Raw genomic sequence first — 25,293 nt, 5'->3', positions numbered from 1 at the left:
CCGCGCCGCGCGCCCGTGCGTGAACGGTCCGTTCACGACTTCCGCACCCCCGCCCGACCTGGCGAAAAGGCGTGAAAGTCCCTGTCACGAAAAGAAAATCTTGCCCCGGTGAACCACCGGACGCACTCTTGATCTCGTGTTCACGCCGATCGCCTTCGCGGTGGCGGGCGCCGGATCGGCGCTCGCCACGCGCTCCTGCCTGCGCCGCGCCGGAGCGCCGATCACGGCCTGGGCCGCCGCCCTCACCGCGGCGGCGCTCGTCGCGGTCTGCCTCAGGTACCAGTCGGGAGCGTGGCCGTCGTGGTGGCTCGCGGTCCCGGCCGTGCTGACCGTCTTCGCGGTCCCGCTCACCCTCGCCGACCTGAAGTACCGCCGCCTGCCCGACATCCTGACCCTGCCCGCTTACCCGGCGCTGGCCGCCGCGCTTGCGCTCGCCGCGCACGGGGGAGGGGCCGCCATCGCGTGGCGGGCGGTGCTGGGCGCGCTGGTGTTCGGCGGGGCGCACGCGCTCGTGCACGCGGTGTCGCCGCGCTCGCTCGGCGCCGGGGACGTGAAGCTCGCCGGCAGCCTCGGCGCGGTCCTCGCTGCGACGGGCTGGCCGTCCATCGTGCTCGGCGCCGTCGCAGCCGCGTTACTGAGCGTGGCGCTCGCGGTGGGCGGGCCCCGGCATCCCACGGTGCCGCACGGTCCCGGTCTCCTGGTCGCGGCGTGGGCGCTCGCCGTCTTCGCCGGACCCGGCCCTGGATAGCCCGACCCTTCCTAGGAAGGTTGGGAGGTTGTGACAGGATCTGTCAGGTGTTGCGCTGGATAACCGCAGGGGAATCGCACGGACCCGCCCTCGCCGCCATCCTGGAAGGGATGCCCGCCGGGGTCGAGGTCACCACCGCCGAAGTGGGCGAGCAGCTCGCGCGCCGGAGGCTCGGGTTCGGCCGCAGCCCCCGGATGGGGTTCGAGACCGACCACATCGAGTTCACCGGCGGTGTCCGGCACGGGCTCACCCAGGGTGGCCCCGTCGCGGTCCAGATCGAGAACGCCGAGTGGCCCAAGTGGGAGAAGGTCATGTCGGCCGATCCCGTGCCCGCCGAGGAGCTGGAAGGCCTCGCGCGCAACGAGCCGCTGACGCGTCCCCGGCCCGGCCACGCGGACCTGCCCGGCATGCAGAAGTACGGCTTCCCCGAGGCCCGTCCGGTGCTGGAGCGCGCGAGTGCCCGCGAGACGGCGTCCCGCACGGCGCTCGGCACGGTGGCCCGCGCGTACCTCAAGCAGCTGCTCGGGGTCGAGATCCTCAGCCACGTCGTCTCCATCGGCGGCGCCTCGGCGCCCGAGGGGCCGCTGCCGGTGCCGTCGGACCTCCCGGCCATCGACGAGAGCCCGGTCCGCGCCTTCGGCCAGGAGGGGACCGACGCGATGGTCGCCGAGGTCGACGCCGTGCGGAAGGCGGGTGACACCGTCGGCGGCGTGATCGAGGTGATCGCGTACGGCCTGCCGCCGGGCCTCGGCTCGCACGTCCACTGGGACCGCAGGCTCGACGCCCGCCTCGCCGGCGCGCTCATGGGTGTCCAGGCGATGAAGGGCGTGGAGGTCGGCGACGGCTTCACCACGGCCAAGCGCTGGGGCAGCCAGGCCCACGACGAGATCGACCGCGGCACCGGCCCGGTCGGGGTGACCCGCCGGTCCAACCGCGCGGGCGGGCTCGAAGGCGGCATCACCAACGGCGAGCCGCTGCGCGTGCGCGTCGCCATGAAGCCGATCTCGACCGTCCCCAAAGCACTGTCCACTGTGGATGTCACCACCGGGGAACCCGCGGTGGCCATCCACCAGCGTTCCGACGTCTGCGCGGTACCCCGCGCCGGGGTCGTGCTGGAGTCGGTGGTCGCGCTCGTGCTCGCCGACGCCGCGCTGGAGAAGTTCGGCGGCGACTCGCTGATCGAGGGCAAGCGCAACGTCGAGGCCTACTTGAAGGCGCTCGAGGAGCGCTGGTGACCCCTCGCGCGGTGATCATCGGGCCGCCGGGCTCGGGCAAGAGCACGGTCGGCCCGGCGCTCGCCGCCCGGCTCGGTCTCGCCTTCCGCGACAGCGACGACGACATCGTCGCGAGCGCGGGCAAGCCCATCACCGACATCTTCGCCGAGGAGGGCGAGCCCGCCTTCCGCGCGCTGGAGGAGGAGATGGTCGCGAAGGCGCTGGCCGAACACGAAGGCGTCCTTTCCCTGGGCGGGGGAGCGCCGATCACGCCGGGCACCCGCGAACGCCTCGCCGGGCACACCGTGATCTTCCTCAACGTCGGGATGGCCGCGGGTGTCCAGCGCGCCGGGCTCTCGACCGCGCGCCCGCTGCTGGCCGGGGTGAACCCCCGCGCCACCTACAAAGCGCTCCTCGACGCGCGCCTGCCGGTGTACCGCGAGGTGGCCTCGTTCGAGATCGAGACCGACCAGCTGACCGCCGACGAGGTCGTCGAAGCCGCCGTCATCGGGCTGACCGAGATCAGCAAGGAACGAGCATGAAGCGCACCACCGCCGGAGTCCTTCTCGCCGTCGCGGCCTTGACCCTGACCGCGTGCGGCGAGGAGAAACAGCCTCCCGGCGCGGACGTGATCCAGACGAGCGCGGCCACCGGCGCCGCACCGGAGACGGATGTCGCGGCCGACGTCAAGGTCACCAAATGCGACAGCGGCGGCTACACCCCGAAGATCACCATCGAGGTCACCAACAGCACCGGTGAGGACGCGCGGTACGCCGTCACCATCGCGATCAAGGACGCCGAGGGCAAGGCCTCCGGTGAGGCGCTGTTCGCGAAGAACCGGATGACGCCCGGCCAGACGGTGACCGAAGAGATCCCGGGGGACACCCCGGTCAAGGGCAAGATCACCTGTGAGGTCGCGAGGGCCAAGCGGCTTCCGCCGAAGTGAGGGGAACGATGACCGAGCCGGTCCGCATCACCGTCAACACCGCCAAGCCGTACGACGTCGTCGTCGGCCGCGGCCTGCTGGGCGAGCTCACCGAGCAGCTCGCCGACGCCTCCAAGGTCGCGCTGATCCACCCGCCGACGCTGACGACCACCGCCGAGGCCATCCGCGACGAGCTGGCCGAGGCCGGCATCGACGCGCACCGGGTCGAGATCCCCGACGCCGAAGACGGCAAGGCGCTCACCGTCGCCAGCTTCTGCTGGGAGGTCCTCGGCCGCATCGGCCTCGACCGCCAGGGCGTGGTCGTCGGGCTCGGCGGCGGCGCCGTGACCGACCTCGCCGGGTTCGTCGCCGCCACCTGGATGCGCGGCGTCCGGCTGGTCAACGTGCCCACCACGCTGCTGGGCATGGTCGACGCGTCCCTCGGCGGGAAGACCGGCATCAACACCGAGGCCGGCAAGAACCTGGTCGGCGTCTTCCACGAGCCGAGCGCGGTCCTCGTCGACCTCGCGACGCTGGAAACGTTGCCTCCCAACGAACTCGTCGCCGGAATGGCCGAGGTGGTCAAGGCCGGGTTCATCGCGGACCCGCGCATCGTCGAGCTCGTCGAGCAGGATCCCGCCGCGGCGCTGGACACCACCGGCGAGGTCCTCGGCGAGCTGGTCCGCCGCTCGATCCAGGTCAAGGCCGACGTCGTCGCCGCGGATCTGCGCGAATCGGATCTGCGCGAGATCCTCAACTACGGGCACACGCTCGCCCACGCCATCGAACGCCGTGAGCGGTACCGGTGGCGTCACGGCGCGGCGGTCAGCGTCGGCCTGGTGTTCGCCGCCGAGCTCGCGCGGCTGGCCGGTCGTCTCGACGACGCCACCGCCGAGCGGCACTCGAAGGTGCTCAAGCTGCTGGGCCTGCCGACCACCTACGACCCCGACGCGCTCCCGCAGCTGCTGGAGACGATGAAGGGCGACAAGAAGACCCGTTCGGGCGTGCTGCGTTTCGTCGTCCTCGACGGGCTCGCGAAGCCCGGCAGGCTGGAAGGCCCGGACCCGTCGCTGCTCGCCGCGGCGTACTCGGTGGTGGCGGGCGAGGCCCCCAAACCGGGCGGGAGCGTGCTGCTGTGAAGGTGCTCGTCCTCAACGGCCCCAACCTCGGCAGGCTCGGCCTGCGCGAGCCCGGGATCTACGGTTCGGCCACCCACGCGGATCTGGCCTCCACCTGCGTCGAAACCGGCAAGGAGCTGGGGATCGACGTCGAGGTCCGGCAGACCGACCACGAGGGCGAGATGGTCGGCTGGCTGCACGAAGCCGCCGACGCGGGCTGGCCGGTGGTGCTCAACGCCGCCGCGTGGACGCACTACTCGATCGCCGTCCGCGACGCCGCCGCCCAGCTCAAGGCGCCGCTGATCGAACTGCACATCTCCAACGTGCACAAACGCGAGGCGTTCCGGCACCACAGCGTGCTGTCGGATATCGCCACCGCGGTGATCGCCGGGCTCGGGGTCGACGGCTACCCGCTGGCCCTGCGCTGGATGGCCGCGAACGCGGCGTGAACCACCCGCCCGAGCTCAAGACCGCGAGGCTGCGGCTGCGCGCGCTGACGGCAGCCGACACCGACGCGATCGTCGAACTCTTCGCCGACCCGGCGATGAGCGCGCATTTCGCGACACCGCTGACCGAGCCGGATCTGGTCCGCGCCATGGTCGGCCGCAGGCTGTCCTACGACGGCCCGGCGGGAATGGGGCACTGGGCGATCGAGCGCGACGGAGAGGTGATCGGGCTCGCGCATCTGCGGCCGTCGCAGGAGCTTCCCGGCGACGTTCCGGAGCTCGGGTACTACCTGTCGCGGGCGCACGGCGGGCAGGGGCTGGCGACCGAGGCCGCGAAGGCACTGCTGGAGCACGGGCTCGTCGGGCTGGGCCTGTCCTCGGTGTGGGCGCTGGTCGGGGAGTCCAATGTGGCCAGTCAGAACCTGGTGCGGCGCTTGGGTTTCCTTGATGTCGGCGGCGGCGACCACTACGGCAGCGGGCCGCATCGCGTCTTCGTCGCGTTGCCGTCGGCGCATGGCCGCGCGCACCACATCGAGCTGTGGGTGCCCGATCTCGGCCGCGCCGAGGAGAGCTGGGGCTGGCTGCTGGGCGAGCTCGGCTGGCGGGAGTTCCAGCGCTGGCCCGCCGGGGTCAGCTGGAAGCACGGCGTGACCTACCTGGTCGTCGAACGTTCTCCGGCGCTCAGCGGCGAAGAGCACGACCGCACCGCGCCGGGCCTGAACCACCTCGCGCTGCACGTCGAGTCACGCGATCGGGTGGATGAACTGGCTTCGCGGGCCGTCGAACACGGCTGGTCGCCGATGTTCGCGGACCGCTATCCGAATGCGGGCGGTGACCATCACTACGCCGCCTACCTCGAAAACGCCGACGGCTTCGAAGTGGAATTGGTCGCCCTCCCGGGTACTGACGTCACCCGGCCGGGTTAAGCCTCGCTACACTCGGCCATCATGCGCCTTTTTCGTGGGGGTCGGCGACCCGCCCGTGCCGTGGTGGCCGTCGTCGCGGCGGGCGCGGTCCTCGCGGCGTGCAGCGACGGGAACGTGCAGTCCCAGGCCGACGGCAAGGGCGGCGGGATCGGCGGCGCCCAGCAGGCGCCCCAGGAAAAGCCGCGGCCGATGGACGTCGAGCTCGCGACGAGCGATCCCCGGGCCAGCGGCGGCGTGATCGCCGCGGGCGATCAGGACGCGGTCTACAACTACAGCCCGACCGTGATGCGGGACGGCGGCAAACTCAAGATGTGGTGGTGCAGCCAGTACGGCAGCGCCCAGCCGCCCGGTGACGACGTCCTCTACGCGCAGTCGCCCTCGCTCGACGGACCCTTCACCGGCCCGTCCGGCGGTGGCCCGGCGGCGGTGTTCTCCGGCGCGCCCGGCGGTTTCGACGGGATGCACACCTGCGACCCGTCGGTGATCAAGGTCGGCTCGACCTACTACATGTATTACACCGGCGCGGCGGGCGATCACGCCCTCGGCAACTCGATCGGCCTCGCGACCAGCCCCGACGGGCTCAACTGGACCCGCGCGGCAGGCGGGCAGCCGATCATCGGACCGGCGCACGACGTCCACCGCGCCAACGTCTACGGCGCGGGCCAGCCCTCGGCGGTGTACCTCGACGGCTGGTTCTACGTGCTCTTCACCGACACCACGGCCAAGGCCGCCGGGTGGAACGGTGCCGGGCAGTTCCTGCTCCGCGCCAGGGACGCGGCGTTCACCCGGGGCGTGGAGACGCTGGGGGAGCAGGGCTTCGTCGCCAAGCCCACCACGATCTCGCCGCGCACCCGCTCGCTGGTCGACGGGTTCAGCACCGACCTCATGTGGGTCGGTGCGCTCGACGCCTTCGTGATCGCGCACGAGACCGACGCCGGGACCACGCTCACCTTCTGGACCAGGGACTTCTCCGCGCAGCCGTACCGGCCGTCGCTCATCCCCGGCGCCTGGAAGGAAGGCCCCGGCCTGGTCCGGCGGCCCGACGGGCACGCGCCGCTCTCGTCGGGCGACGTGTGCGATCGGGTGCCGTTCGATGTCGTCCGCGCCACGGTCGTCGGCGGCGCGGGGGCACCGACCGACCTGAAGCATTTCGGCCTGGACGTCCGCGGCTCGCGCGCGTGCGACGGCGACGCCCGCGTCCGGACCTCGTTCGAAGGCGTCGCGATGCCGTCGCCGCAGCGGACCATCGATCTGGTGGCCGACGGCAAGCTCGTGCGGGTCGACCGGCGCTCGGTGGCGGCGGCGCTCGCGGGCGAGGTGCTGGACCAGCGGCTCAAGGTCGTCGACAAGTTCCCGCAGGCCGCGCGGCTGAGCGCCGGGGCGAAGGCGGTGCACGCGCCCGGTCGCGGGTTCGGCGTGGTGCTCGACGGCAAGCTGTACACGGTGCCGGACGCCGGGATGGCGGCGCTGAACGACTCGACCGTCGAAGAGATCAGTGATCAGGCCTGGGACGGCTTCCCGGCCGGTTTCTCGCTCGCCGGCTGATCCTCGTCGTCGCCGGTCCTGGTGATGCGGCCGCCGACGAACAGGCCGAGCCCGGCCGGGATGAGCACCAGCAGGGCCGAGAAGGCGGCGCCGCCGGTGAGCGCGCCGCCGAGCTCCGAAGCGCCGGTCTGGTCGACGAATACCGCCCGGCCGATCACGTACAGCACGCCCGAGACCGGGCCGGCGATCAGCGCCGCGATGAACCAGTTCTTGCCGCGTTCGGGTTTGCCCTGCCAGGCGTCCACGGCACCCCAGCCCGCCGCCGCGCCGACCAGGACGGCGAGGGCGAGGGAGGTCACGAGCGTCTTGTCGGTGGGGTTGAAGACCTCGTACTTGGCCAGCACGGTGACGGCCGCGCCGTGCAGCAGCGCCATCACGAGTCCACGAGTCAGCCACGGTGCCATTGGGGGAGTTTAACTCGCCAGTAGCGACCCACGCGCCCACGAGCCACAGCGAGCGCCAGCAGCAGGCGAAAAGCGTGCCACCGGCGGCCCACCCCCTAAACTCCATGACGTGCGTGAATACTTCTCTCGCCGCCGCGCGGCGCTGCGTTCCCTGCTGGCCGACTCCGGGGTGGACGCGCTGCTGGTCACGGACCTGCTCAACATCAGGTACCTGACCGGCTTCACCGGGTCCAACGCCGCTCTCCTCGTCCACGGGAGCGGCGACGACAAGACGATCTTCTGCACCGACGGCCGTTACCAGGTCCAGTCGGCGACGGAGGTCCCCGATCTCGAACGGGTGCTGGACCGCGCGAGCGCGGCGAAGCTGGCCGATCTGGCGGCGGGGAAGAAGCTCGGCAAGACCGGCTTCGAGAGCCAGCACGTGAGTGTCGAGCAGCACGAGGAGCTCAAGGTCCGCTTCGACCGCGTCGAGCTGGTCCGGACGCCCGGTCTCGTCGAGCAGCTGCGGCTGGTCAAGGACGAGCAGGAGATCGAGGCGCTGCGCCAGGCGTGCGCGGCGGCGGACAGGGCGCTGGAGGACCTGGTGTCCGCCGGCGGGCTCCGCCCCGGCCGCACCGAGCTCGACGTCGCCCGTGACCTCGAGAACCGCATGCTCGGCCACGGCTCGACCGGGCCCTCGTTCGACACCATCGTCGCGGCGGGCGCCAACTCCGCGATCCCGCACCACCGGCCCACCTCGGCCGTGCTGGCGACCGGGGACTTCGTCAAGATCGACTTCGGTGCCACGGTCGACGGCTACCACTCCGACATGACCCGCACGTTCGTCCTCGGCAAGCCCGCGGCCTGGCAGGAGGAGATCTACGAGCTGGTCCAGCGCGCGCAGGCGGCGGGCTGCGACGCCGTCCTGCCCGGTGCCGAAGTGTCCGAAGTGGACAAAGCGGCTCGTGGCGTGATCGTCGACGCGGGGCGCGGCGAGGAGTTCGGCCACGGCCTCGGCCACGGCGTCGGACTGCAGGTGCACGAGGCGCCCAGCCTCGCCACCACCGGCGTCGGTACACTGTCCGCCGGTATGGCCGTCACCGTCGAGCCTGGTGTGTATCTGCCCGGACGCGGAGGCGTGCGCATCGAGGACACGCTGGTCGTGCGGGAAGGTACGCCCGAACTCCTCACGCTGAGCACCAAGGAACTCGTGGTCGTCTGACGACGGCCCGGAAGATCGACACAGGAGACTGCACACTCGTGGCCACCACCAACGACCTGAAGAACGGGCTCGTCCTCAACCTCGACGGCCAGCTCTGGACCGTCACCGCGTTCCAGCACGTCAAGCCGGGCAAGGGCGGCGCGTTCGTCCGCACCACGCTCAAGCACGTGCTCACCGGCAAGGTCGTCGACAAGACCTTCAACGCGGGGACGAAGGTCGACACGGCCACCGTCGACCGCCGCAACATGACGTACCTGTACAAGGACGGCGCGGACTTCGTGTTCATGGACGCGGAGACCTACGACCAGATCACCGTGCTGGCCGAGACCGTCGGCGACAACGCGAACTACCTGCTCGAGAACTTCGAGGTCCAGGTCGCGGTGCACGACGGCACGCCGCTGTACATCGAGCTGCCGACCTCGGTCGAGCTCGTCGTCCAGCACACCGACCCCGGCCTGCAGGGCGACCGCTCCACCGGTGGCACCAAGCCCGCCACCCTGGAGACCGGCGCCGAGATCCAGGTGCCGCTGTTCCTCACCACCGGCGAGAAGATCAAGGTCGACACCCGTGACGGCCGCTACCTGGGCCGCGTTTCCAGCTGATGGCCGACTCAGCCAAATCCGGCAAGTCGCCGAACCGCGGCGGGCCGATCAGCCGTCGTCAGGCCCGCAAGCGGGCCGTCGAGATGATGTACGAGGCCGCCCAGCGCGGTGCCGACGCGGTGACGCTGCTGGCGGACCGGGTCGGTTCGGTCGAGGTCGACCCGATCGCGGACTACACGATCTCGCTGGTCGAGGGCGTCACCGGCCGCAAGACCCAGATCGACGAGCTGCTCTCCGAGCACGCTCAGGGCTGGACGCTGGACCGGATGCCGCCGGTGGACCTGGCGGTGCTGCGGGTCGGCGTCTACGAGCTGCTGTGGGCCGAGGACGTACCGGACCCGGTCGCCATCGACGAGGCCGTCGGGCTGGCGAAGGAGCTGTCGACCGACGATTCGCCGCGCTTCGTGAACGGCGTGCTCGGCCGGATCGGCACGATCGCCGACAGGCTGCGCGCGGTCCTCTAGAAGACGTACTGCGACGGGCCGTGTCCTCTGCCGAGGGCACGGCCCGTTCTCGTGCTCGGTGGTGCCGGTTGGCGTTTCCGGTCCCCCCGGACCGAAAACGTCGCCATCTCTAGTCCTCTTTGGACGGTCGAGCCTCGGGCGGCAGCACACCCCAGTCGATCAGCTGCTCGGTGAGCTCGCCGGGGGTCATGTCGTAGATGATCGCCAGCGAACGCAGGTCCTCGGTGCGGATGGAGAGCACCTTGCCGTTGTAGTCGCCGCGCTGGCTCTGGATGGTGGCGGCGTAGCGGGCGAGCGGCCCGACCTTCTCCGCCGGGAGCTGCTGGAGACGCTCCAGGTTGATGACGATCTTCGTGGCGGGCTCGGCGCCCGACGGCACCCGGCCCTCCGGCAGCAGCTCGACCACCGGGACGCCGTAGAAATCGGCGAGCTCGGCGAGCTTCTGCACGGTGACGGCGCGGTCGCCGCGCTCGTACGAACCGACGACGACGGCCTTCCAGCGGCCTCCGGACTTCTGCTCGACCCCGTGCAGGGACAGGCCCTGCTGCTGGCGGATCCCGCGGAGCTTGGCCCCGAGCGCCTTGGCGTAATCGCCCATCTGGTGGTTCTCCGTTTCCTCACCCCCAACCGGTCGGGGTGACCGATCCAGGGGACTCCTAGAGTCGAATACTCAGAGTAATGGTTACGCATAGTTGTCACCAGGTCAAGCGGGTGCTTTCGAGAGGCCTTCGTCACCTGGGGCGCGCCACTCGTAAGAATGAGCCATCGCTCCTGCTAGTGTCGGGGAGATTTCCTCGCTACGCAGGAAGTCGACGTCCTTTAAGGACCCGTCCAGAGAGGCGGGGAAGGAGGTCCGCCTTGTCGTCACGCCCGCGTGGCGCGGCGGAACCGGCGGGAGAGCGCGAGCTGCTCTCGTCCGGCGATGTCGCGCGCACGATCGCCCGAATGGCCCACCAGGTCATCGAGAAGACCGCTCTCGGTGCCGGTGGCTCGAACCCGCCCGTGTTGCTGGGCATCCCCACCAGGGGAACCCCGCTCGCCCTGCGGCTCGCGGACAAGATCGCCGAGTTCTCCGGCATCCGTCCGCCGACCGGCGCGCTGGACATCACGCTCTACCGCGATGATCTCCGCCGCCGCCCGCCCCGCGCGCTCGAACATTCGCAGCTGCCGCCGACCGGTATCGACGACGCGGTGGTGATCCTGGTCGACGACGTGCTGTTCTCCGGCCGCACCATCCGTGCCGCCCTCGACGCCCTGCGCGACCACGGCCGCCCGCGCGCGGTCCAGCTCGCCGTGCTGGTCGACCGCGGCCACCGCGAACTGCCGATCCGCGCCGACTACGTGGGCAAGAACGTGCCCACCTCGCGCGCCGAGGGGATCGAGGTCCTGCTGTCCGAAGTGGACGGACGGGACACGGTTCTGCTTCGCGCGCAACCAGAAGGAGATCGATCGTGAAGCACCTGCTCGCCACCGACGGGCTCGACCCGGCGCTCGCGACAGCCGTGCTGGACACCGCCGAAGAGCTCAAGCACACCTTGCTGGGCCGCGAGGTCCGCAAACTGCCGACGTTGCGCGGCCGCACCGTCATCACGCTGTTCTACGAGAACTCCACCCGCACCCGCGTCTCGTTCGAGATCGCGGGGAAGTGGATGAGCGCCGACGTGATCAACGTCTCCGCGTCCAGTTCCTCGGTCAACAAGGGCGAATCGCTGCGGGACACCGCGCTGACGCTGGCCGCGGCCGGCGCCGACTGCGTGATCATCCGGCACCCCGCGTCCGGTGCGGCGCAGCGGCTTTCGGGCTGGCTCGCCGAAGCGGGGACGGCGGTCGTCAACGCCGGGGACGGCACCCACGAGCATCCGACGCAGGCGCTGCTCGACGCGGCGACGCTGCGGGAGCGCCTCGGTTCCTTCGAGGGCCGCCGCATCGGGATCGTCGGCGACGTCCTGCACAGCCGGGTCGCGCGGTCGAACATCCACCTGCTGTCGGCACTGGGCGCGGAGGTGGTGCTCGTCGCGCCGCCGACGCTGCTGCCCGCCGGCGTGGAGAGCCTGCCGGTCACCGTTTCGCACGAACTCGACGCCGAACTGCCCGCGCTCGACGCGGTCATGATGCTGCGGGTCCAGGCCGAGCGGATGCACGGGGGCTTTTTCCCGAGCGCGCGCGAGTACTCGATCGCGTACGGCCTCAACGAACGGCGGATGAAGCTGCTGCCCGAGCACGCCGTCGTCCTGCACCCCGGCCCGATGCTGCGCGGGATGGAGATCGCCTCGGCGGTCGCCGACTCCCCGGCCTCGGCCATCACCGAACAGGTCCGCAACGGCGTCCACGTGCGCATGGCGGTCCTCTACCACCTGCTCGCCAGCGAAGGAGCCGCCGCGTGACCACCGTCCTGATCAAGGGCGCCCGACCCTACGGCGAGGGCGATCCGGTCGACGTGCTCGTCGAGGACGGGGTCATCACCGACATCGGCTCCCTCGACGCGCCGGAAGAAGCCGAAGTGATCGACGCGGGCGGCCAGGTGCTGCTCCCCGGTTTCGTCGACCTCCACACCCACCTGCGCGAACCCGGCCGCGAGGACACCGAGACCATCGCCACCGGTTCGGCCGCGGCCGCGCTCGGCGGCTACACCGCGGTGTTCGCCATGGCCAACACCGACCCGGTGGCCGACAACGCGGTGATCGTGGATCACGTGTGGCGGCGCGGGCAGGAGGCCGGGCTGGTCGACGTGCACCCGGTCGGCGCGGTCACCGTGGGGCTCAAGGGCGAGAAGCTCGCCGAACTGGGCACCATGGCGAAATCCGAAGCCCAGGTGAAGGTGTTCTCCGACGACGGCCTCTGCGTCGCGGACCCGCTGCTCATGCGCCGCGCGCTGGAGTACTCGACGGCGCTGGGCGTGGTCATCGCCCAGCACGCCGAGGAGCCGCGGCTGACCGTCGGCGCGCAGGCGCACGAAGGCGAGCAGGCCGCGCGCCTGGGCTACACCGGCTGGCCCGCCTCGGCGGAGGAGTCGATCGTCGCCCGCGACTGCCTGCTCGCCGAGCACGCGAACGCGCGGCTGCACGTCTGCCACGTTTCGACCTCGGGGACCGCGGACATCCTCAAATGGGCCAAGGACCGCGGCACCAAGGTCTCGGCCGAGGTCACCCCGCACCACCTGCTGCTGACCGACGAGCGGCTCGCGACCTACGACCCGGTCAACAAGGTCAACCCGCCGCTGCGCACCGAGTCCGACGCCGAGAAGCTGCGCGCCGCGCTGGCCGAGGGCGTCATCGACTGCGTCGCCACCGACCACGCGCCGCACGCGGTCCAGGACAAGGACTGCGAGTGGAGCTCGGCCCGGCCGGGCATGCTCGGCCTGCAGACCGCGCTGTCGATCGTGGTCGAGACCATGGTCCGCACCGGCCTGCTGGACTGGCGGGGCGTCGCGCGGGTGATGAGCGAGCGGCCCGCCGAGATCGGCAACCTGACCGACCACGGCCGCCCGATCGAGGTCGGCGAACCCGCCAACCTGACGCTGGTGGACCCGGACACCGAATGGACCGTGCGAGGGGCCGAGTTCGCGAGTATCGCGGCCAACACCCCGTACGAAGGAATGCGGCTCCCCGGCGTGGTGACGGCGACGTTGCTGCGCGGGCGGATCACCGCGCGGGAAGGGAAGATCGCGCAATGAGTGACCGGATCCTGCTGACCCTGGCGGTCTTCGCCTTCTTCCTGTTCTGCGTGTTCCTGATGTGGCGCGGCTGGCGGCGGAAGTCCCGGGCGCAGAGCGTCCAGGTGCCGCCGTTCCCGCAGATCCCCGCGGAGCCCGGCGAGGCGTCGCTCGAATCGACCGGCCTCTACGTCAGCACGACGACCGCCGGGCACTGGCAGGACCGTGTCGTCACGCGCGGCGCCGGCCTGCGCACCGGCGCGGTGTGGCGCCTGCACGAAGACGGCATCGCCATCGAGCGCGGCGGCGCCCCGGACTTCTGGATCCCGCGCGCCTCGGTCACCGGCGTCCGCAAGGACAAGGGGATGGCCGGGAAGGTGATGGGCATCGACGCGCTGCTCGTCATCACCTGGCTGGCCGGGGACGTCGAACTGGACACCGGATTCCGCGGCGACGACGTCGACGACTATCCACAGTGGATCGAAGCTTTGCAAGACACCCGCAACGACATCAAGGGAGGTGCCTGATGAGCACCGCGAACAGCACCAGGACCCCCGCCGCGCTCGTCCTGGAGGACGGCCGGGTCTTCCGCGGCTCCGCGTACGGCGCCCGCGGCCGCAGCCTGGGTGAGGCGGTGTTCTGCACCGGCATGACCGGCTACCAGGAGACGCTGACCGACCCCTCCTACCACCGGCAGATCGTGGTCCAGACCGCGCCGCAGATCGGCAACACCGGCTGGAACGACGAGGACGACGAGTCCTCGCGCATCTGGGTCTCGGGCTACGTCGTCCGCGACCCCGCGCGCACCCCGTCCAACTGGCGCTCCAAGCGCACGCTGGACGAGGAACTGGAGCGCCAGGGCGTCGTCGGGATCTCCGAGGTGGACACCCGCACGCTGACCCGGCACCTGCGCGAGCAGGGCGCCATGCGGTCCGGCGTCTTCTCGGGCGACGCGCTGGGCTCCGACGAGGAGATGCTCGCGCAGGTGCAGGCGAGCCCGCAGATGAAGGGTGCTGACCTCGCCGGCGAGGTCAGCACGAAGCAGACGTACGTCGTCGAGGCGCAGGGAGAGCGGAAGTTCCGTGTCGCCGCGCTGGACCTGGGCATCAAGTCCAACACCCCGCGCCTGATGGCCGCGCGCGGCATCGAGGTGCACGTGCTGCCCTCGTCGTCCACTGTGGACGACCTGCTCGCGGTCGAGGCCGACGGCGTGTTCCTGTCCAACGGTCCCGGAGACCCGGCGACCACCGCGCACGCCACCGAGCTGACGAAATCGGTGCTGCAGCGGGAGATCCCGCTGTTCGGCATCTGCTTCGGCAACCAGATCCTCGGCCGCGCGCTGGGGCTGGGCACCTACAAGATGCGCTACGGCCACCGCGGCATCAACATCCCGGTGATCGACGTGGCCACCAAACGGGTCGCGATCACCGCGCAGAACCACGGTTTCGCCCTCGAAGGCGAGCCGGGCCAGCGCTTCGAGTCGCCGTTCGGCGCCGCGCAGATCTCGCACTACTGCCCGAACGACGACACCGTCGAAGGTGTCCGCGCGTTCGACGTCCCCGCGTTCTCGGTGCAGTACCACCCCGAGGCCGCCGCCGGCCCGCACGACGCGGCCCCCCTGTTCGATGAGTTCGTCGCTTTGATGGAGAAGGCCAAGTAATGCCGAAGAGGACAGACATCCAGCACGTGCTGGTGATCGGCTCCGGGCCGATCGTGATCGGCCAGGCGGCGGAGTTCGACTACTCCGGCACCCAGGCCTGCCGCGTACTCCGCGAAGAGGGACTGCGCGTCTCGCTGGTGAACTCGAACCCGGCGACCATCATGACCGACCCCGAGTTCGCCGACGCCACCTACATCGAGCCGGTCACGCCGGAATTCGTCGAGAAGGTCATCGCCGAGGAACGCCCCGACGCGATCCTCGCGACCCTCGGCGGGCAGACGGCGCTGAACTGCGCGGTCGCCCTGCACGAGCGCGGCGTGCTCGAAAAGTACGGCGTCGAGCTGATCGGCGCCGACGTCGACGCCATCCAGCGCGGCGAGGACCGGCAGAAGTTCAAGGACATCGTCCGCACCATCGGCGGCGAGGTGCCGCGTTCGCGGGTCTGCCACGACATGGACGAGGTCCGCGCGACCGTCGCCGAGGTCGGCCTCCCGGTGGTCATCCGGCCGTCGTTCACCATGGGCGGGCTCGGCTCCGGCATGGCGCACACCGACGAGGAACTGGAGCGTCTCGCCTCCACCGGGCTCACCGAGTCGCCGGTCACCGAGGTGCTCATCGAGGAGAGCGTCCTCGGCTGGAAGGAGTTCGAACTCGAGCTCATGCGCGACCGGCACGACAACGTGGTGGTCGTCTGCTCGATCGAGAACATCGACGCGATGGGCGTGCACACCGGCGACTCGGTCACCGTCGCGCCCGCGATGACCCTGACCGACCGCGAGTACCAGCACATGCGCGACGTCGGCATCGCGGTGCTGCGCGAGGTCGGCGTCGACACCGGCGGCTGCAACATCCAGTTCGCGATCAACCCCGAGGACGGCCGCATGGTCGTCATCGAGATGAACCCGCGCGTGTCCCGCTCCAGCGCGCTGGCGTCGAAGGCGACCGGGTTCCCGATCGCCAAGATCGCCGCGAAGCTCGCCATCGGCTACACCCTCGACGAGATCCGCAACGACATCACCGGCGAGACCCCGGCGGCCTTCGAGCCGACGCTGGACTACGTCGTGGTGAAGGTGCCGCGGTTCGCCTTCGAGAAGTTCCCCGGCGCGGACCCGACACTCACCACCACCATGAAGAGCGTCGGCGAGGCGATGTCGTTCGGCCGCAGCTTCCCCGAGGCGCTCGGCAAGGCACTGCGCTCCATCGACACCAAGGCCACCGGCTTCTGGACCCGCCCCGACCCCGAGGGCGCGACGCTGGAGTCCGTCCTGGAGGCGCTGCGCACGCCGCACGACGGGCGTCTCTACGAGGTGGAGCGGGCGCTGCGGTTCGGCGCCTCCGTCCAGCAGGTGCACGAGGCCTCGGGGATCGACCCCTGGTTCATCGACCAGATCGCCCTCATCGGCGAGGTCGGCGCCGAGGTCCGCGACGCCCAGGTCCTCGACGAGCCGCTGCTGCGGCGCGCCAAGCGGATCGGCCTCTCCGACCGCCAGATCGCCTCGCTGCGGCCGGAACTGGCCGGGGAGGACGGCGTCCGCGCGCTGCGCCGCCGTCTCGGGGTGCGGCCGGTGTACAAGACCGTCGACACCTGCGCGGCCGAGTTCGCGGCCAAGACGCCGTACCACTACTCGGCCTACGAGACCGACCCCGCGGCGCAGTCGGAGATCACCGCGCAGACCGAGAAGCCGAAGGTGCTGATCCTCGGCTCCGGGCCGAACCGCATCGGGCAGGGCATCGAGTTCGACTACTCGTGCGTGCACGCCGCGATCGCCCTGCGCGAGGCCGGTTTCGAGGCCGTCATGGTCAACTGCAACCCCGAGACCGTCTCCACCGACTACGACACCTCGGACCGGCTCTACTTCGAGCCGCTGTCGTTCGAGGACGTCCTCGAAGTGGTCAACGCGGAGCAGGAGTCGGGCACTGTCGCCGGGGTGATCGTGCAGCTGGGCGGCCAGACCCCGCTCTCGCTCGCGAAGCGCCTCGCCGACGCCGGTGTCCCGGTGATCGGCACCTCCCCGGACGCGATCCACCTCGCCGAGGACCGCGGCGCGTTCGGCGAGGTCCTCACCGACGCCGGGCTGCCCGCGCCGAAGTACGGCACGGCGACCTCGTTCGAGGGCGCGAAGCGGATCGCCGACCAGATCGGCTACCCGGTCCTCGTGCGGCCGTCCTACGTGCTCGGCGGGCGCGGCATGGAGATCGTCTACGACGAGGAGTCCCTCGCCGGGTACATCCACCGCGCCACCGAGGTCACCCCGAGCACCCGGTGCTGGTGGACCGGTTCCTCGACGACGCCATCGAGATCGACGTCGACGCGCTGTTCGACGGCGACGAGCTCTTCCTCGGCGGCGTCATGGAGCACATCGAGGAGGCCGGGATCCACTCCGGCGACTCCTCGTGCGCGCTGCCGCCGATCACACTGGGCCGGACCGACATCGAGACGGTGCGCCGTTCGACCGAGGCCATCGCGCGCGGCGTCGGCGTCCGTGGGCTCCTGAACGTCCAGTACGCGCTCAAGGACGACGTCCTGTACGTCCTGGAGGCCAACCCGCGCGCGTCGCGGACGGTGCCGTTCGTGTCGAAGGCGACCGCGGTGCCGCTGGCGAAGGCCGCGGCGCTGATCATGACCGGCTCGTCGATCAAGGATCTGCGCGAGTCCGGTGTCCTCCCGGCCGAGGGTGACGGCGGTCACCTGCCCGCCGATTCGCCGGTCGCGGTCAAGGAGGCGGTCCTGCCGTTCCACCGCTTCCGCACCCCCGAGGGGCACGGCGTCGACTCGCTGCTCGGCCCGGAGATGAAGTCCACCGGCGAGGTCATGGGCGTGGACGTCTCCTTCGGCAAGGCGTTCGCCAAGTCGCAGGCCGGTGCCTACGGTTCGCTGCCGACGTCGGGCAAGGTGTTCGTCTCCGTCGCCAACCGCGACAAGCGTTCGCTGGTGTTCCCGGTGAAGCGGCTGGCGGACCTCGGTTTCGAGATCCTCGCCACGTCGGGCACCGCGGAAGTGTTGCGGCGCAACGGGATCGCCTGCACCGTCGTGCGCAAGCACTACGAGGGTTCCGCCGAAGGCGAACAGAACGTCGTCGACGTCATCCTCAGCGGCGAGGTGCAGATGGTGATCAACACCCCTTACGGCAACAGCGGTCCCCGCATCGACGGCTACGAGATCCGCACCGCCGCGGTGTCGCGGGACATCCCCTGCATCACCACGGTGCAGGGCGCGGCGGCGGCCGTGCACGGGATAGAGGCCGTCATCAAGGGCGACATCGGCGTGCGGTCGCTGCAGAGCCTGCAGGCGGCGCTGAAGGCCAAGGCATGAGCGAGCGGTTCGGGGCGAGGCTGGCGCGGGCGGTCGCGGAGAAGGGGCCGCTCTGCGCCGGGATCGACCCCCATCCCGGGTTGCTCCAGGCGTGGGGTCTCCCCGCGGACGCGAGCGGTTTGGAGAAGTTCGCCCTCACGGCCGCTGAGACGCTCGCGCCCGAGGTCGCGGTGATCAAGCCCCAGTCGGCCTTTTTCGAGGCCTACGGGCCTCCTGGGGTCGCTGTTCTGGCCAAGACGATGAAGGTGTGCCGGGAAGCGGGCGCGCTCGTCCTGCTGGACGTCAAACGCGGCGACATCGGTTCGACGATGGCGGCGTACACGGCGGCGTTCCTGCCGTCCGGGGCGGAGTTCGAGGCGGACGCCATCACGGTGTCGCCGTACCTCGGGTTCGGTTCGCTCGCTCCCGCGATCGACGTCGCGCAGGCGCAGGGCAAGGGGCTGATCGTCCTCGCGCGCACCTCCAACCCGGAGGCGCAGGGATTGCAGAACGCCTTGCTGCCCAACGGAAAGACCGTCGCGCAGGACATCGTCGACACGGCGGCCGCGTACAACGCGGGCGTCGGCCCCCTGGGTGACATCGGCGTCGTCGTCGGCGCCACCGTCGCGCCGGGGGAGCTCGACCTGAGCAAGCTGAACGGTCCGATCCTGGCGCCCGGTTTCGGGGCCCAGGGAGCCACCGTGGCCGATCTTCGGGGCCTTTTCGGCCCAGGACTCCCGGGTGTGCTCCCGGCGTCCTCCCGTGACGTCCTCAAGAACGGACCGGACCCGGAGGCGTTGCGTGCGGCCGTTCGGCGGACCCGGGATTCCCTCGGTCCCCTGGAAAAAGGCCAATAGCAGGCCCGGGAATCCGTCATGACCAGCCACCCCCGCATTGTGGCCCGAGGTAACGGGTGGGTACCGTCGCCACACCCACCCAGATTTGAGAACTACCGGAGGAAAACGTGGCACTTCCCCAGCTGACAGAGGAACAGCGCGCTGCGGCGCTGGAGAAGGCCGCCGCCGCCCGCCGCATCCGTGCTGAGCTGAAGGAGCGGCTGAAGCGGGGCGGTACCACTCTGGTCGACGTGTTGAAGCAGGCCGAGGAGAACGAAGTCCTCGGCAAGATGAAGGTCTCGGCTCTGCTCGAGGCTCTTCCGGGCGTCGGCAAGGTCCGTGCCCAGCAGACCATGGAACGACTGGAGATCGCACCCAGCCGTCGTCTTCGCGGCCTCGGCGACCGGCAGCGCAAGGCGCTGCTGGCCGAATTCAGCGGCGAGTGAGCGGCACCGGTCAGGACCACCCGGTGAACCCGGGCGCTGACCGCGGCGGTGAGCCGGTGGCGGGAGTCGAATCCCGGCACCGGCTCACGGTCGTCTCAGGGCCTTCGGGGGTCGGGAAGTCGAGCGTGGCCAAGGAGCTACGCAAGCTGGATCCGGAGATCTATTTCAGCGTCTCGGTGACCACCAGGAAGCCGAGGCCGGGTGAGGTGGACGGCGAGCACTACCACTTCATCGACCGGGCCGAGTTCGACCGCATGGTCGCCGGCGGCGAACTGCTCGAACACGCCGAGTTCGCGGGCAACTGCTACGGCACCCCGCGCGGGCCCGTCGAGCGGGTGCTAGCCGAAGGCCGCAACGCGATACTGGAGATCGAACTCCAGGGCGCGCGGCAGGTCCGCAAGGCGATGCCGGAGGCCCGGCTGGTGATGCTGATGCCGCCGTCGTGGGAAGAACTGGTCGGCAGGCTGACCGGCCGCGGCACCGAGAACCAGGCCGCGGTGAAGGCCAGGCTCGCCGAGGCCGAACGCGAACTCGCCGCCGCCGGGGAGTTCGACGAGCGCGTCGTCAACGCCGACGTGCGAGAGGCCGCCGAGCGGTTGCTAAACTTGATAACCGGCGACATCTCTACCGAAGATTCGGAGCACCACGAGTGACGACTCAGGCCACGCTGCACGAAGAGCTCGAAGGCATCACCAACCCGCCCATCGACGACCTCCTCGAGAAGGTCAGCTCGAAGTACGCGCTGGTGATCTACTCGGCCAAGCGCGCTCGCCAGATCAACGACTACTACGCCCAGCTGGGCGAGGGCCTGCTGGAGTACGTCGGCCCGCTGGTCGAGCCGGGCCCGCGCGAGAAGCCGCTGTCCATCGCCCTGCGCGAGATCCACGGCGGCCTGCTCGAGCACACCGAGGGTGAATAAGCCTCGCGTCGTACTGGGCGTAGGTGGCGGGATCGCCGCCTACAAGGCCTGTGAGGTCCTGCGCGGACTGACCGAATCCGGTCACGACGTCCGCGTGGTCCCCACCGAAGCCGCGCTGAACTTCGTCGGCGCGGCCACCTTCGAGGCACTCTCCGGGAACCCGGTGCACACCGGCGTGTTCACCGAAGTGCCCGAGGTCCAGCACGTCCGCGTCGGCAAGGAAGCCGACCTGGTGATCGTCGTGCCCGCCACGGCGAACCTGCTCGCCAAGGCCGCGCACGGCATCGCGGACGATCTGCTGACGAACACCCTGCTCACCGCCCGGTGCCCGGTCGCCTTCTTCCCGGCGATGCACACCGAGATGTGGGAGCACCCGGCCACCCGCGACAACGTGGCGCTGCTGCGTTCGCGCGGCCTGATCGTCGCCGAACCCGCCGCCGGCAGGCTCACCGGCGCCGACACCGGCAAGGGACGGCTCGCCGACCCCGCCGAGATCGTCGACCTCGCCCGGCTCCTGCTCGCCGTGCCGAACGCCCTCCCGCGCGACCTCGAAGGCGTGCGCGTGGCGATCTCCGCGGGCGGCACCCGTGAACCGCTGGACCCGGTCCGGTATCTGGGCAACCGCTCGTCGGGCAAACAGGGGTACGCGCTGGCACGCGTCGCCGCCCAGCGTGGCGCCGAGGTCACCCTGGTCACCGCGCACACAGTCGCGCTGCCGGAGCCCGCGGGCGCGAAGGTCGTCCACGTGTCGACCGCCGAGGAGCTGCGCCAGGCCATGCACGCCGAGGCGGCCTCCGCCGACGTGCTCGTGATGGCCGCCGCCGTCGCCGACTTCCGGCCGTCGAACCGGGCCGACCACAAGATCAAGAAGTCCGACGACACGCCGGATCCCGTCGTCGAGCTCGCCCGCAACGCGGACATCCTGGCCGAGCTGGTGCGGAATCGCGCCCAGGGGCAGGTGGTCGTCGGGTTCGCCGCCGAAACAGGGGACGATAAGGGTGGCGTCCTCGACCACGCCCGGGTCAAACTCAAGCGCAAGGGCGCGGATCTGCTGGTGGTGAACGCCGTCGGTGAAGGGAAGGCCTTCGGGACCGAGGACAACTCGGGCTGGCTGCTCGGGGCCGACGGCACCGAAATCCCGATCCCGCTCGGCGCCAAGGCCGAACTGGCGTCCACATTGTGGGATGCTGTTGTGACCTTGATGAAGCGTTGAGAGCCCCCAAAGCGATAGTCAGTAGGCTTGAGTTCGAGCTGAGGGGTGCCTAACTTTCTAGGCATCAGACGTCTAGGTGAGGGAGTGACGGGCACCGTGACCGCGTCCACGAGCAGACTGTTCACATCGGAATCGGTGACTGAGGGTCATCCCGACAAAATTTGCGATGCCATCAGCGACTCGATCCTGGACGGCCTGCTGGCCAAGGACCCGCGCAGCCGGGTGGCCGTCGAAACCCTCATCACCACCGGGCAGGTGCACGTCGCCGGCGAGGTGACCACTGAGGCCTACGCGGACATCCCGACCATCGTCCGCGACGTGATCCTGAAGATCGGCTACGACTCCTCGGCCAAGGGCTTCGACGGCAACTCGTGCGGCGTCAACGTCGCGATCGGCTCCCAGTCGCCGGACATCGCGCAGGGCGTCGACACCGCATACGAATCCCGTGTGGAATCCGACGAGGACGAGATCAACCGCCAGGGCGCGGGCGACCAGGGCCTGATGTTCGGCTACGCCTGCTCGGACACCCCCGAGCTGATGCCGCTGCCGATCGCGCTGGCGCACCGGCTCTCGCAGCGGCTGACCCGGGTCCGCAAGGAAGGCGTGCTGCCGTACCTGCGCCCGGACGGCAAGACCCAGGTCACCATCGAGTACGCCGGCGACCAGCCGGTGCGGCTCGACACGGTGGTCGTGTCCACCCAGCACGCGGACGGCATCGACCTGGAGCAGATGCTCGGCGTCGACGTCCGTGAGCACGTGGTCGCCCCGGAGATCGCCGAGCTCGGGCTCGACACCTCCGACGTGCGGCTGCTGGTCAACCCGACCGGCCGCTTCGTCATCGGCGGCCCGATGGGCGACGCGGGCCTGACCGGCCGCAAGATCATCGTCGACACCTACGGCGGCATGGCCCGCCACGGTGGCGGCGCGTTCTCGGGCAAGGACCCCTCCAAGGTGGACCGCTCGGCCGCGTACGCGATGCGCTGGGTGGCGAAGAACGTCGTCGCCGCCGGGCTCGCCGCCCGCGCCGAGGTCCAGGTCGCGTACGCGATCGGCAAGGCGGCCCCGGTGGGCCTCTTCGTCGAGACCTTCGGCACCGAGACGGTCGACCCGACGAAGATCCAGGCCGCCATCACGGAGGTCTTCGACCTGCGCCCGGCCGCGATCATCCGCGACCTCGACCTGCTTCGCCCGATCTACGCGCCGACGGCCGCGTACGGCCACTTCGGCCGTCCTGAGCTGTCGCTCCCGTGGGAGAGCACGGCGCGGGCCGCGGACCTGAAGTCGGCCGCGGGCGCCTGATCCGCCGTTCCGTGAGGGCCTCCTTGCCTACCTTGAGGGTAGGGAAGGAGGCCCTCACGGCGTGTGCCCCAGGGCGTAACTCGCGTGCTTGGAGACGTAACTCGCGTGCTTGGAGGCGACATACGCGAGTTACGTCTCCAAGCACGCGAGTTCCGGCTTCAAGCACGCGAGTTCCGGGTTCGGTCACCCCGGCCACGCGGTACGGCCGGTGACGGGGGAGTCTGGTAGAGATCACCGGGTGAGCAGCAGTCCCGAACCGACCCCGCTGTGGGACCTTCCGGAGCCGAAGGCCGAGCCGGCGCGGAAGGCCAAACCGGCGCGCGCGAAAACGGCCAGCCGGCGCGGAGCGCAGAACCCCGCGCCCGAGAACCCGGTCGCGCGGATCGTCGTGGACATCCCGCTCACCCACCTCGACCGCACCTTCGACTACCGGATCCCCGAGAAACTGCACGAAACCGCCGTCCCCGGCTGCCGGGTGCGGGTCCGGTTCGCGGGCCAGCTCGTCGACGGGTACCTCGTCGAGCGCGCCGACACCACGGAGTTCACCGGGAAGCTCGCGTACATCGACAGAGTGACCTCCAGCGAGCCCGTGCTGCCCCCGGCGCTGCTCAAGCTCTGCCGATCCGTCGCGGACCGCTACGGCGGCACGCTCAGCGACGTCCTGCGGCTCGCGATTCCGTCCCGGCACGCGAAGGTCGAGGGCGAGCCACCCGCCGAGCCCGCGCCGACGCCGGAACCGCCCGAAACCACCGCCTGGGAGAGGTATCAGAGCGGTCCGGCGTTCCTGGAGGCCGTCGCGGAACGGCGTCCGGCCAACGCGGTCTGGCAGGCGCTGCCGGGGGAGGCCTGGCCGCGCCGTCTCGCCGAAGCGGCGGCCGTCGCGGCTTCCGCGGGCCGGGGCGTCGTCATGGTCGTTCCCGACCATCGTGACCTGACCCGGCTGCACGACGCGTGCGTTTCCTTGCTGGGCGCCGATTCCGTGGTCGCGCTGATCGCCGGGCTGGGGCCTGCCGAGCGGTACCGCCGGTGGCTCGCGGTGCTGCGTGGCGCGGTGCGCGTCGTCGTCGGCACGCGCGCGGCGATGTTCGCGCCGGTCGCCGATCCCGGCCTGTTCGTGGTGTGGGACGACGGCGACGACGTCCACCTCGACCAGCACGCGCCGTATCCGCACGTCCGCGACGTGCTGATGGACCGCGCGCACGCCGCGAAGGGCTCGATGCTCGTCGCGGGTTTCGCGCGCACCGCGGAAGCGCAGTTCCTCGTGGAATCGGGCTGGGCGCAGCCCCTCGTGGCCGCCCGGCCGGAACTGCGGGCGGCGGCGCCGCGGGTCACGCCGGTCGGCGAGGACTTCGACGTCGCCCGGGACGAAGCGGCCAAGGCCGCGCGGCTCCCGTCGGTCGCCTTCGAGGCGGCGCGGCAGTCGCTGGCCGGCGGATTCCCCGTGCTGGTGCAGGTTCCGCGTCGCGGGTACGTCCCGGGGCTCGCGTGCGGCAACTGCCGGACCTCAGCGCACTGCCGCCGGTGCGCCGGCCCGCTTTCCCTGCCGGGCGGGCTGATCGACGGCGCGCCGAGGCCGCCCGCCTGCCGGTGGTGCGGCGTCCCCGAGACGAACTTCCATTGCGCGGCTTGCGGTTCGGTGCGGCTGCGGGCGGTCGTCGTCGGGTCGAAGCGCACCGCGGAGGAGCTGGGCCGCGCTTTCTCCGGATTCCCCGTGCGGACCTCGGGCGCGACGGAGGTTCTGGCTTCGGTGCCCGGGAAACCGGCGCTGGTGGTGTGCACGCCGGGCGCCGAGCCGGTCGCGGAAGGCGGCTACGGCGCGGCGCTGCTGCTGGACGGCTGGGCGCTGCTGGGCCGGCAAGACCTGCGCGCGGGGGAGGAGACCCTGCGCCGGTGGATGGCGGCGGCGGCCCTGGTGCGGCCGGGGACCGAAGGCGGTCGCGTGTTCGTCGGCGCGGAAGCGGGCCTCGCGGTGGTGCAGGCGCTGGTGCGCTGGGACCCGGGCTGGCACGCGAGCCTCGAACTGGCCGAGCGGCGCGAGCTCGGGTTCCCGCCCGCGATGCGGATGGCGAGTATCGAAGGCACGCCGGACGCGGTCGCCGGACTGCTCGACGACCTGGCCCTCCCGGAAACCGGCGAGGTACTGGGCCCGGTGCCGCTCGGCGACGTCGACGAGGACGGCAACGCCGAACGGGAGCGGGCACTGGTGCGCGTCGCGCGCCCGGACGGGAAGGCGCTCGCCGCCGCCGTCCACGCCGCGGCCGCCCGCCGGGACGCGCGCAAGGCGTCCGAGCCCATCCGGATCCAGCTGGACCCGCTGGAGCTCATCTAGCGCGCCCCGCGTTTCGTCCTCTGGATGCGGTAGTTCGGTGTCGAACCACCGCAT

25 protein-coding genes and 1 pseudogene are annotated in these 25,293 nt (G+C 70.9%); 24 read left to right on the top strand and 2 right to left on the bottom strand.

Annotated features, from left to right (window positions below; translation table 11 throughout):
- The first annotated feature begins 136 nt into the window (after nucleotides 1–136).
- Genes MJQ72_RS03130 through MJQ72_RS03095 form a run of 8 tightly spaced genes read left to right on the top strand, consistent with a single transcriptional unit; the run spans nucleotide 137 to nucleotide 6,922 of the window.
- Nucleotides 137–748, top strand: a complete 612-nt coding sequence (locus MJQ72_RS03130) for an A24 family peptidase (protein ID WP_240597458.1) — start codon at nucleotides 137–139, stop codon at nucleotides 746–748.
- Between the two features lie 47 nt (nucleotides 749–795).
- The gene (aroC, locus tag MJQ72_RS03125) at nucleotides 796–1,983 is read left to right on the top strand and encodes a chorismate synthase (protein ID WP_037343929.1); all 1,188 of its coding nucleotides are present in this window, start codon (nucleotides 796–798) and stop codon (nucleotides 1,981–1,983) included.
- On the top strand, nucleotides 1,980–2,504 hold the full coding sequence (locus MJQ72_RS03120) for a shikimate kinase (RefSeq protein WP_240597456.1): 525 nt from the start codon (nucleotides 1,980–1,982) through the stop codon (nucleotides 2,502–2,504). The genes aroC and MJQ72_RS03120 overlap by 4 nt, the downstream gene beginning before the upstream one ends.
- Nucleotides 2,501–2,908 (top strand): hypothetical protein, encoded by a 408-nt coding sequence (locus tag MJQ72_RS03115; RefSeq protein WP_240597454.1) that lies wholly within the window; start codon nucleotides 2,501–2,503, stop codon nucleotides 2,906–2,908. Before MJQ72_RS03120 ends, MJQ72_RS03115 begins: the two co-directional genes overlap by 4 nt.
- Nucleotides 2,909–2,916: 8 nt before the next feature.
- Entirely contained in the window at nucleotides 2,917–4,026 is a 1,110-nt protein-coding gene (gene aroB, locus MJQ72_RS03110; protein ID WP_240597452.1) for a 3-dehydroquinate synthase, read from the top strand.
- On the top strand, nucleotides 4,023–4,454 hold the full coding sequence (gene aroQ, locus MJQ72_RS03105) for a type II 3-dehydroquinate dehydratase (protein ID WP_240597450.1): 432 nt from the start codon (nucleotides 4,023–4,025) through the stop codon (nucleotides 4,452–4,454). Before aroB ends, aroQ begins: the two co-directional genes overlap by 4 nt.
- Nucleotides 4,451–5,377 (top strand): GNAT family N-acetyltransferase, encoded by a 927-nt coding sequence (locus MJQ72_RS03100; RefSeq protein WP_240597448.1) that lies wholly within the window; start codon nucleotides 4,451–4,453, stop codon nucleotides 5,375–5,377. The genes aroQ and MJQ72_RS03100 overlap by 4 nt, the downstream gene beginning before the upstream one ends.
- Before the next feature lie 60 nt (nucleotides 5,378–5,437).
- The gene (locus MJQ72_RS03095) at nucleotides 5,438–6,922 is read left to right on the top strand and encodes a beta-xylosidase (RefSeq protein ID WP_240601241.1); all 1,485 of its coding nucleotides are present in this window, start codon (nucleotides 5,438–5,440) and stop codon (nucleotides 6,920–6,922) included.
- Here MJQ72_RS03095 and MJQ72_RS03090 read toward each other — a convergent pair.
- Nucleotides 6,877–7,296 (bottom strand): B-4DMT family transporter, encoded by a 420-nt coding sequence (locus MJQ72_RS03090; RefSeq protein ID WP_240601240.1) that lies wholly within the window; start codon nucleotides 7,294–7,296, stop codon nucleotides 6,877–6,879. The two genes, MJQ72_RS03095 and MJQ72_RS03090, sit on opposite strands and share 46 nt — an antisense overlap.
- A gap of 139 nt (nucleotides 7,297–7,435) precedes the next feature.
- On the opposite strand from MJQ72_RS03090, the gene MJQ72_RS03085 reads away from it, so the two are divergent.
- Genes MJQ72_RS03085 through nusB form a run of 3 tightly spaced genes read left to right on the top strand, consistent with a single transcriptional unit; the run spans nucleotide 7,436 to nucleotide 9,593 of the window.
- Nucleotides 7,436–8,527, top strand: a complete 1,092-nt coding sequence (locus tag MJQ72_RS03085; protein ID WP_240597447.1) for a Xaa-Pro peptidase family protein — start codon at nucleotides 7,436–7,438, stop codon at nucleotides 8,525–8,527.
- Nucleotides 8,528–8,565: 38 nt separating this feature from the next.
- The gene (gene efp / locus MJQ72_RS03080) at nucleotides 8,566–9,129 is read left to right on the top strand and encodes an elongation factor P (protein ID WP_240597445.1); all 564 of its coding nucleotides are present in this window, start codon (nucleotides 8,566–8,568) and stop codon (nucleotides 9,127–9,129) included.
- Nucleotides 9,129–9,593, top strand: a complete 465-nt coding sequence (gene nusB, locus MJQ72_RS03075) for a transcription antitermination factor NusB (RefSeq protein ID WP_063274190.1) — start codon at nucleotides 9,129–9,131, stop codon at nucleotides 9,591–9,593. Before efp ends, nusB begins: the two co-directional genes overlap by 1 nt.
- A 109-nt stretch (nucleotides 9,594–9,702) precedes the next feature.
- Here the strand turns inward: nusB and MJQ72_RS03070 are convergent, their stop codons facing one another.
- The gene (locus MJQ72_RS03070) at nucleotides 9,703–10,191 is read right to left on the bottom strand and encodes a transcriptional regulator (protein WP_003096372.1); all 489 of its coding nucleotides are present in this window, start codon (nucleotides 10,189–10,191) and stop codon (nucleotides 9,703–9,705) included.
- Between the two features lie 260 nt (nucleotides 10,192–10,451).
- Here MJQ72_RS03070 and pyrR point away from each other — a divergent pair, with 260 nt between their 5' ends.
- From pyrR to MJQ72_RS03005, 13 genes and pseudogenes are all read left to right on the top strand, one after another.
- The gene (pyrR, locus tag MJQ72_RS03065) at nucleotides 10,452–11,048 is read left to right on the top strand and encodes a bifunctional pyr operon transcriptional regulator/uracil phosphoribosyltransferase PyrR (RefSeq protein ID WP_240597444.1); all 597 of its coding nucleotides are present in this window, start codon (nucleotides 10,452–10,454) and stop codon (nucleotides 11,046–11,048) included.
- A complete protein-coding gene (locus MJQ72_RS03060; protein ID WP_016333100.1) occupies nucleotides 11,045–11,977 on the top strand; it encodes an aspartate carbamoyltransferase catalytic subunit in 933 nt (310 codons plus the stop codon). Before pyrR ends, MJQ72_RS03060 begins: the two co-directional genes overlap by 4 nt.
- Nucleotides 11,974–13,266, top strand: a complete 1,293-nt coding sequence (locus MJQ72_RS03055) for a dihydroorotase (protein ID WP_240597443.1) — start codon at nucleotides 11,974–11,976, stop codon at nucleotides 13,264–13,266. Before MJQ72_RS03060 ends, MJQ72_RS03055 begins: the two co-directional genes overlap by 4 nt.
- Nucleotides 13,263–13,772 (top strand): transporter, encoded by a 510-nt coding sequence (locus MJQ72_RS03050; RefSeq protein WP_240597442.1) that lies wholly within the window; start codon nucleotides 13,263–13,265, stop codon nucleotides 13,770–13,772. The genes MJQ72_RS03055 and MJQ72_RS03050 overlap by 4 nt, the downstream gene beginning before the upstream one ends.
- Entirely contained in the window at nucleotides 13,772–14,905 is a 1,134-nt protein-coding gene (carA, locus tag MJQ72_RS03045; protein WP_240597441.1) for a glutamine-hydrolyzing carbamoyl-phosphate synthase small subunit, read from the top strand. The genes MJQ72_RS03050 and carA overlap by 1 nt, the downstream gene beginning before the upstream one ends.
- Nucleotides 14,905–18,218, top strand: a pseudogene (carB, locus tag MJQ72_RS03040) (carbamoyl-phosphate synthase large subunit). Before carA ends, carB begins: the two are co-directional and overlap by 1 nt.
- Nucleotides 18,215–19,054, top strand: coding sequence for an orotidine-5'-phosphate decarboxylase (gene pyrF, locus MJQ72_RS03035; RefSeq protein ID WP_240597440.1), 840 nt, complete (start codon nucleotides 18,215–18,217; stop codon nucleotides 19,052–19,054). The pseudogene carB and the gene pyrF overlap by 4 nt, the downstream one beginning before the upstream one ends.
- A gap of 107 nt (nucleotides 19,055–19,161) precedes the next feature.
- Nucleotides 19,162–19,479 (top strand): integration host factor, actinobacterial type, encoded by a 318-nt coding sequence (gene mihF / locus MJQ72_RS03030; RefSeq protein ID WP_003096398.1) that lies wholly within the window; start codon nucleotides 19,162–19,164, stop codon nucleotides 19,477–19,479.
- Nucleotides 19,476–20,132, top strand: coding sequence for a guanylate kinase (gene gmk / locus MJQ72_RS03025; protein WP_240597439.1), 657 nt, complete (start codon nucleotides 19,476–19,478; stop codon nucleotides 20,130–20,132). Before mihF ends, gmk begins: the two co-directional genes overlap by 4 nt.
- Nucleotides 20,129–20,398: a DNA-directed RNA polymerase subunit omega gene (gene rpoZ, locus MJQ72_RS03020; protein ID WP_005152353.1), complete on the top strand. Its 270-nt coding sequence runs from the start codon at nucleotides 20,129–20,131 to the stop codon at nucleotides 20,396–20,398. The genes gmk and rpoZ overlap by 4 nt, the downstream gene beginning before the upstream one ends.
- Entirely contained in the window at nucleotides 20,391–21,611 is a 1,221-nt protein-coding gene (gene coaBC, locus MJQ72_RS03015) for a bifunctional phosphopantothenoylcysteine decarboxylase/phosphopantothenate--cysteine ligase CoaBC (protein WP_240597438.1), read from the top strand. The genes rpoZ and coaBC overlap by 8 nt, the downstream gene beginning before the upstream one ends.
- A gap of 96 nt (nucleotides 21,612–21,707) precedes the next feature.
- Nucleotides 21,708–22,910, top strand: a complete 1,203-nt coding sequence (metK, locus tag MJQ72_RS03010; protein ID WP_240601239.1) for a methionine adenosyltransferase — start codon at nucleotides 21,708–21,710, stop codon at nucleotides 22,908–22,910.
- 238 nt (nucleotides 22,911–23,148) lie between these two features.
- Nucleotides 23,149–25,239 carry a primosomal protein N' gene (locus MJQ72_RS03005; RefSeq protein ID WP_240597437.1) on the top strand — a complete coding sequence of 697 codons (2,091 nt, stop codon included), beginning with the start codon at nucleotides 23,149–23,151 and terminating at the stop codon, nucleotides 25,237–25,239.
- Nucleotides 25,240–25,293: the final 54 nt, after the last annotated feature.

The sequence above is a fragment of the Amycolatopsis sp. EV170708-02-1 genome (assembly GCF_022479115.1).
In the GTDB taxonomy this organism is placed as follows: domain Bacteria; phylum Actinomycetota; class Actinomycetes; order Mycobacteriales; family Pseudonocardiaceae; genus Amycolatopsis.
Note: the sequence above shows the minus strand (reverse complement) of the source record. Positions and strands in the feature narration are given on the sequence as shown.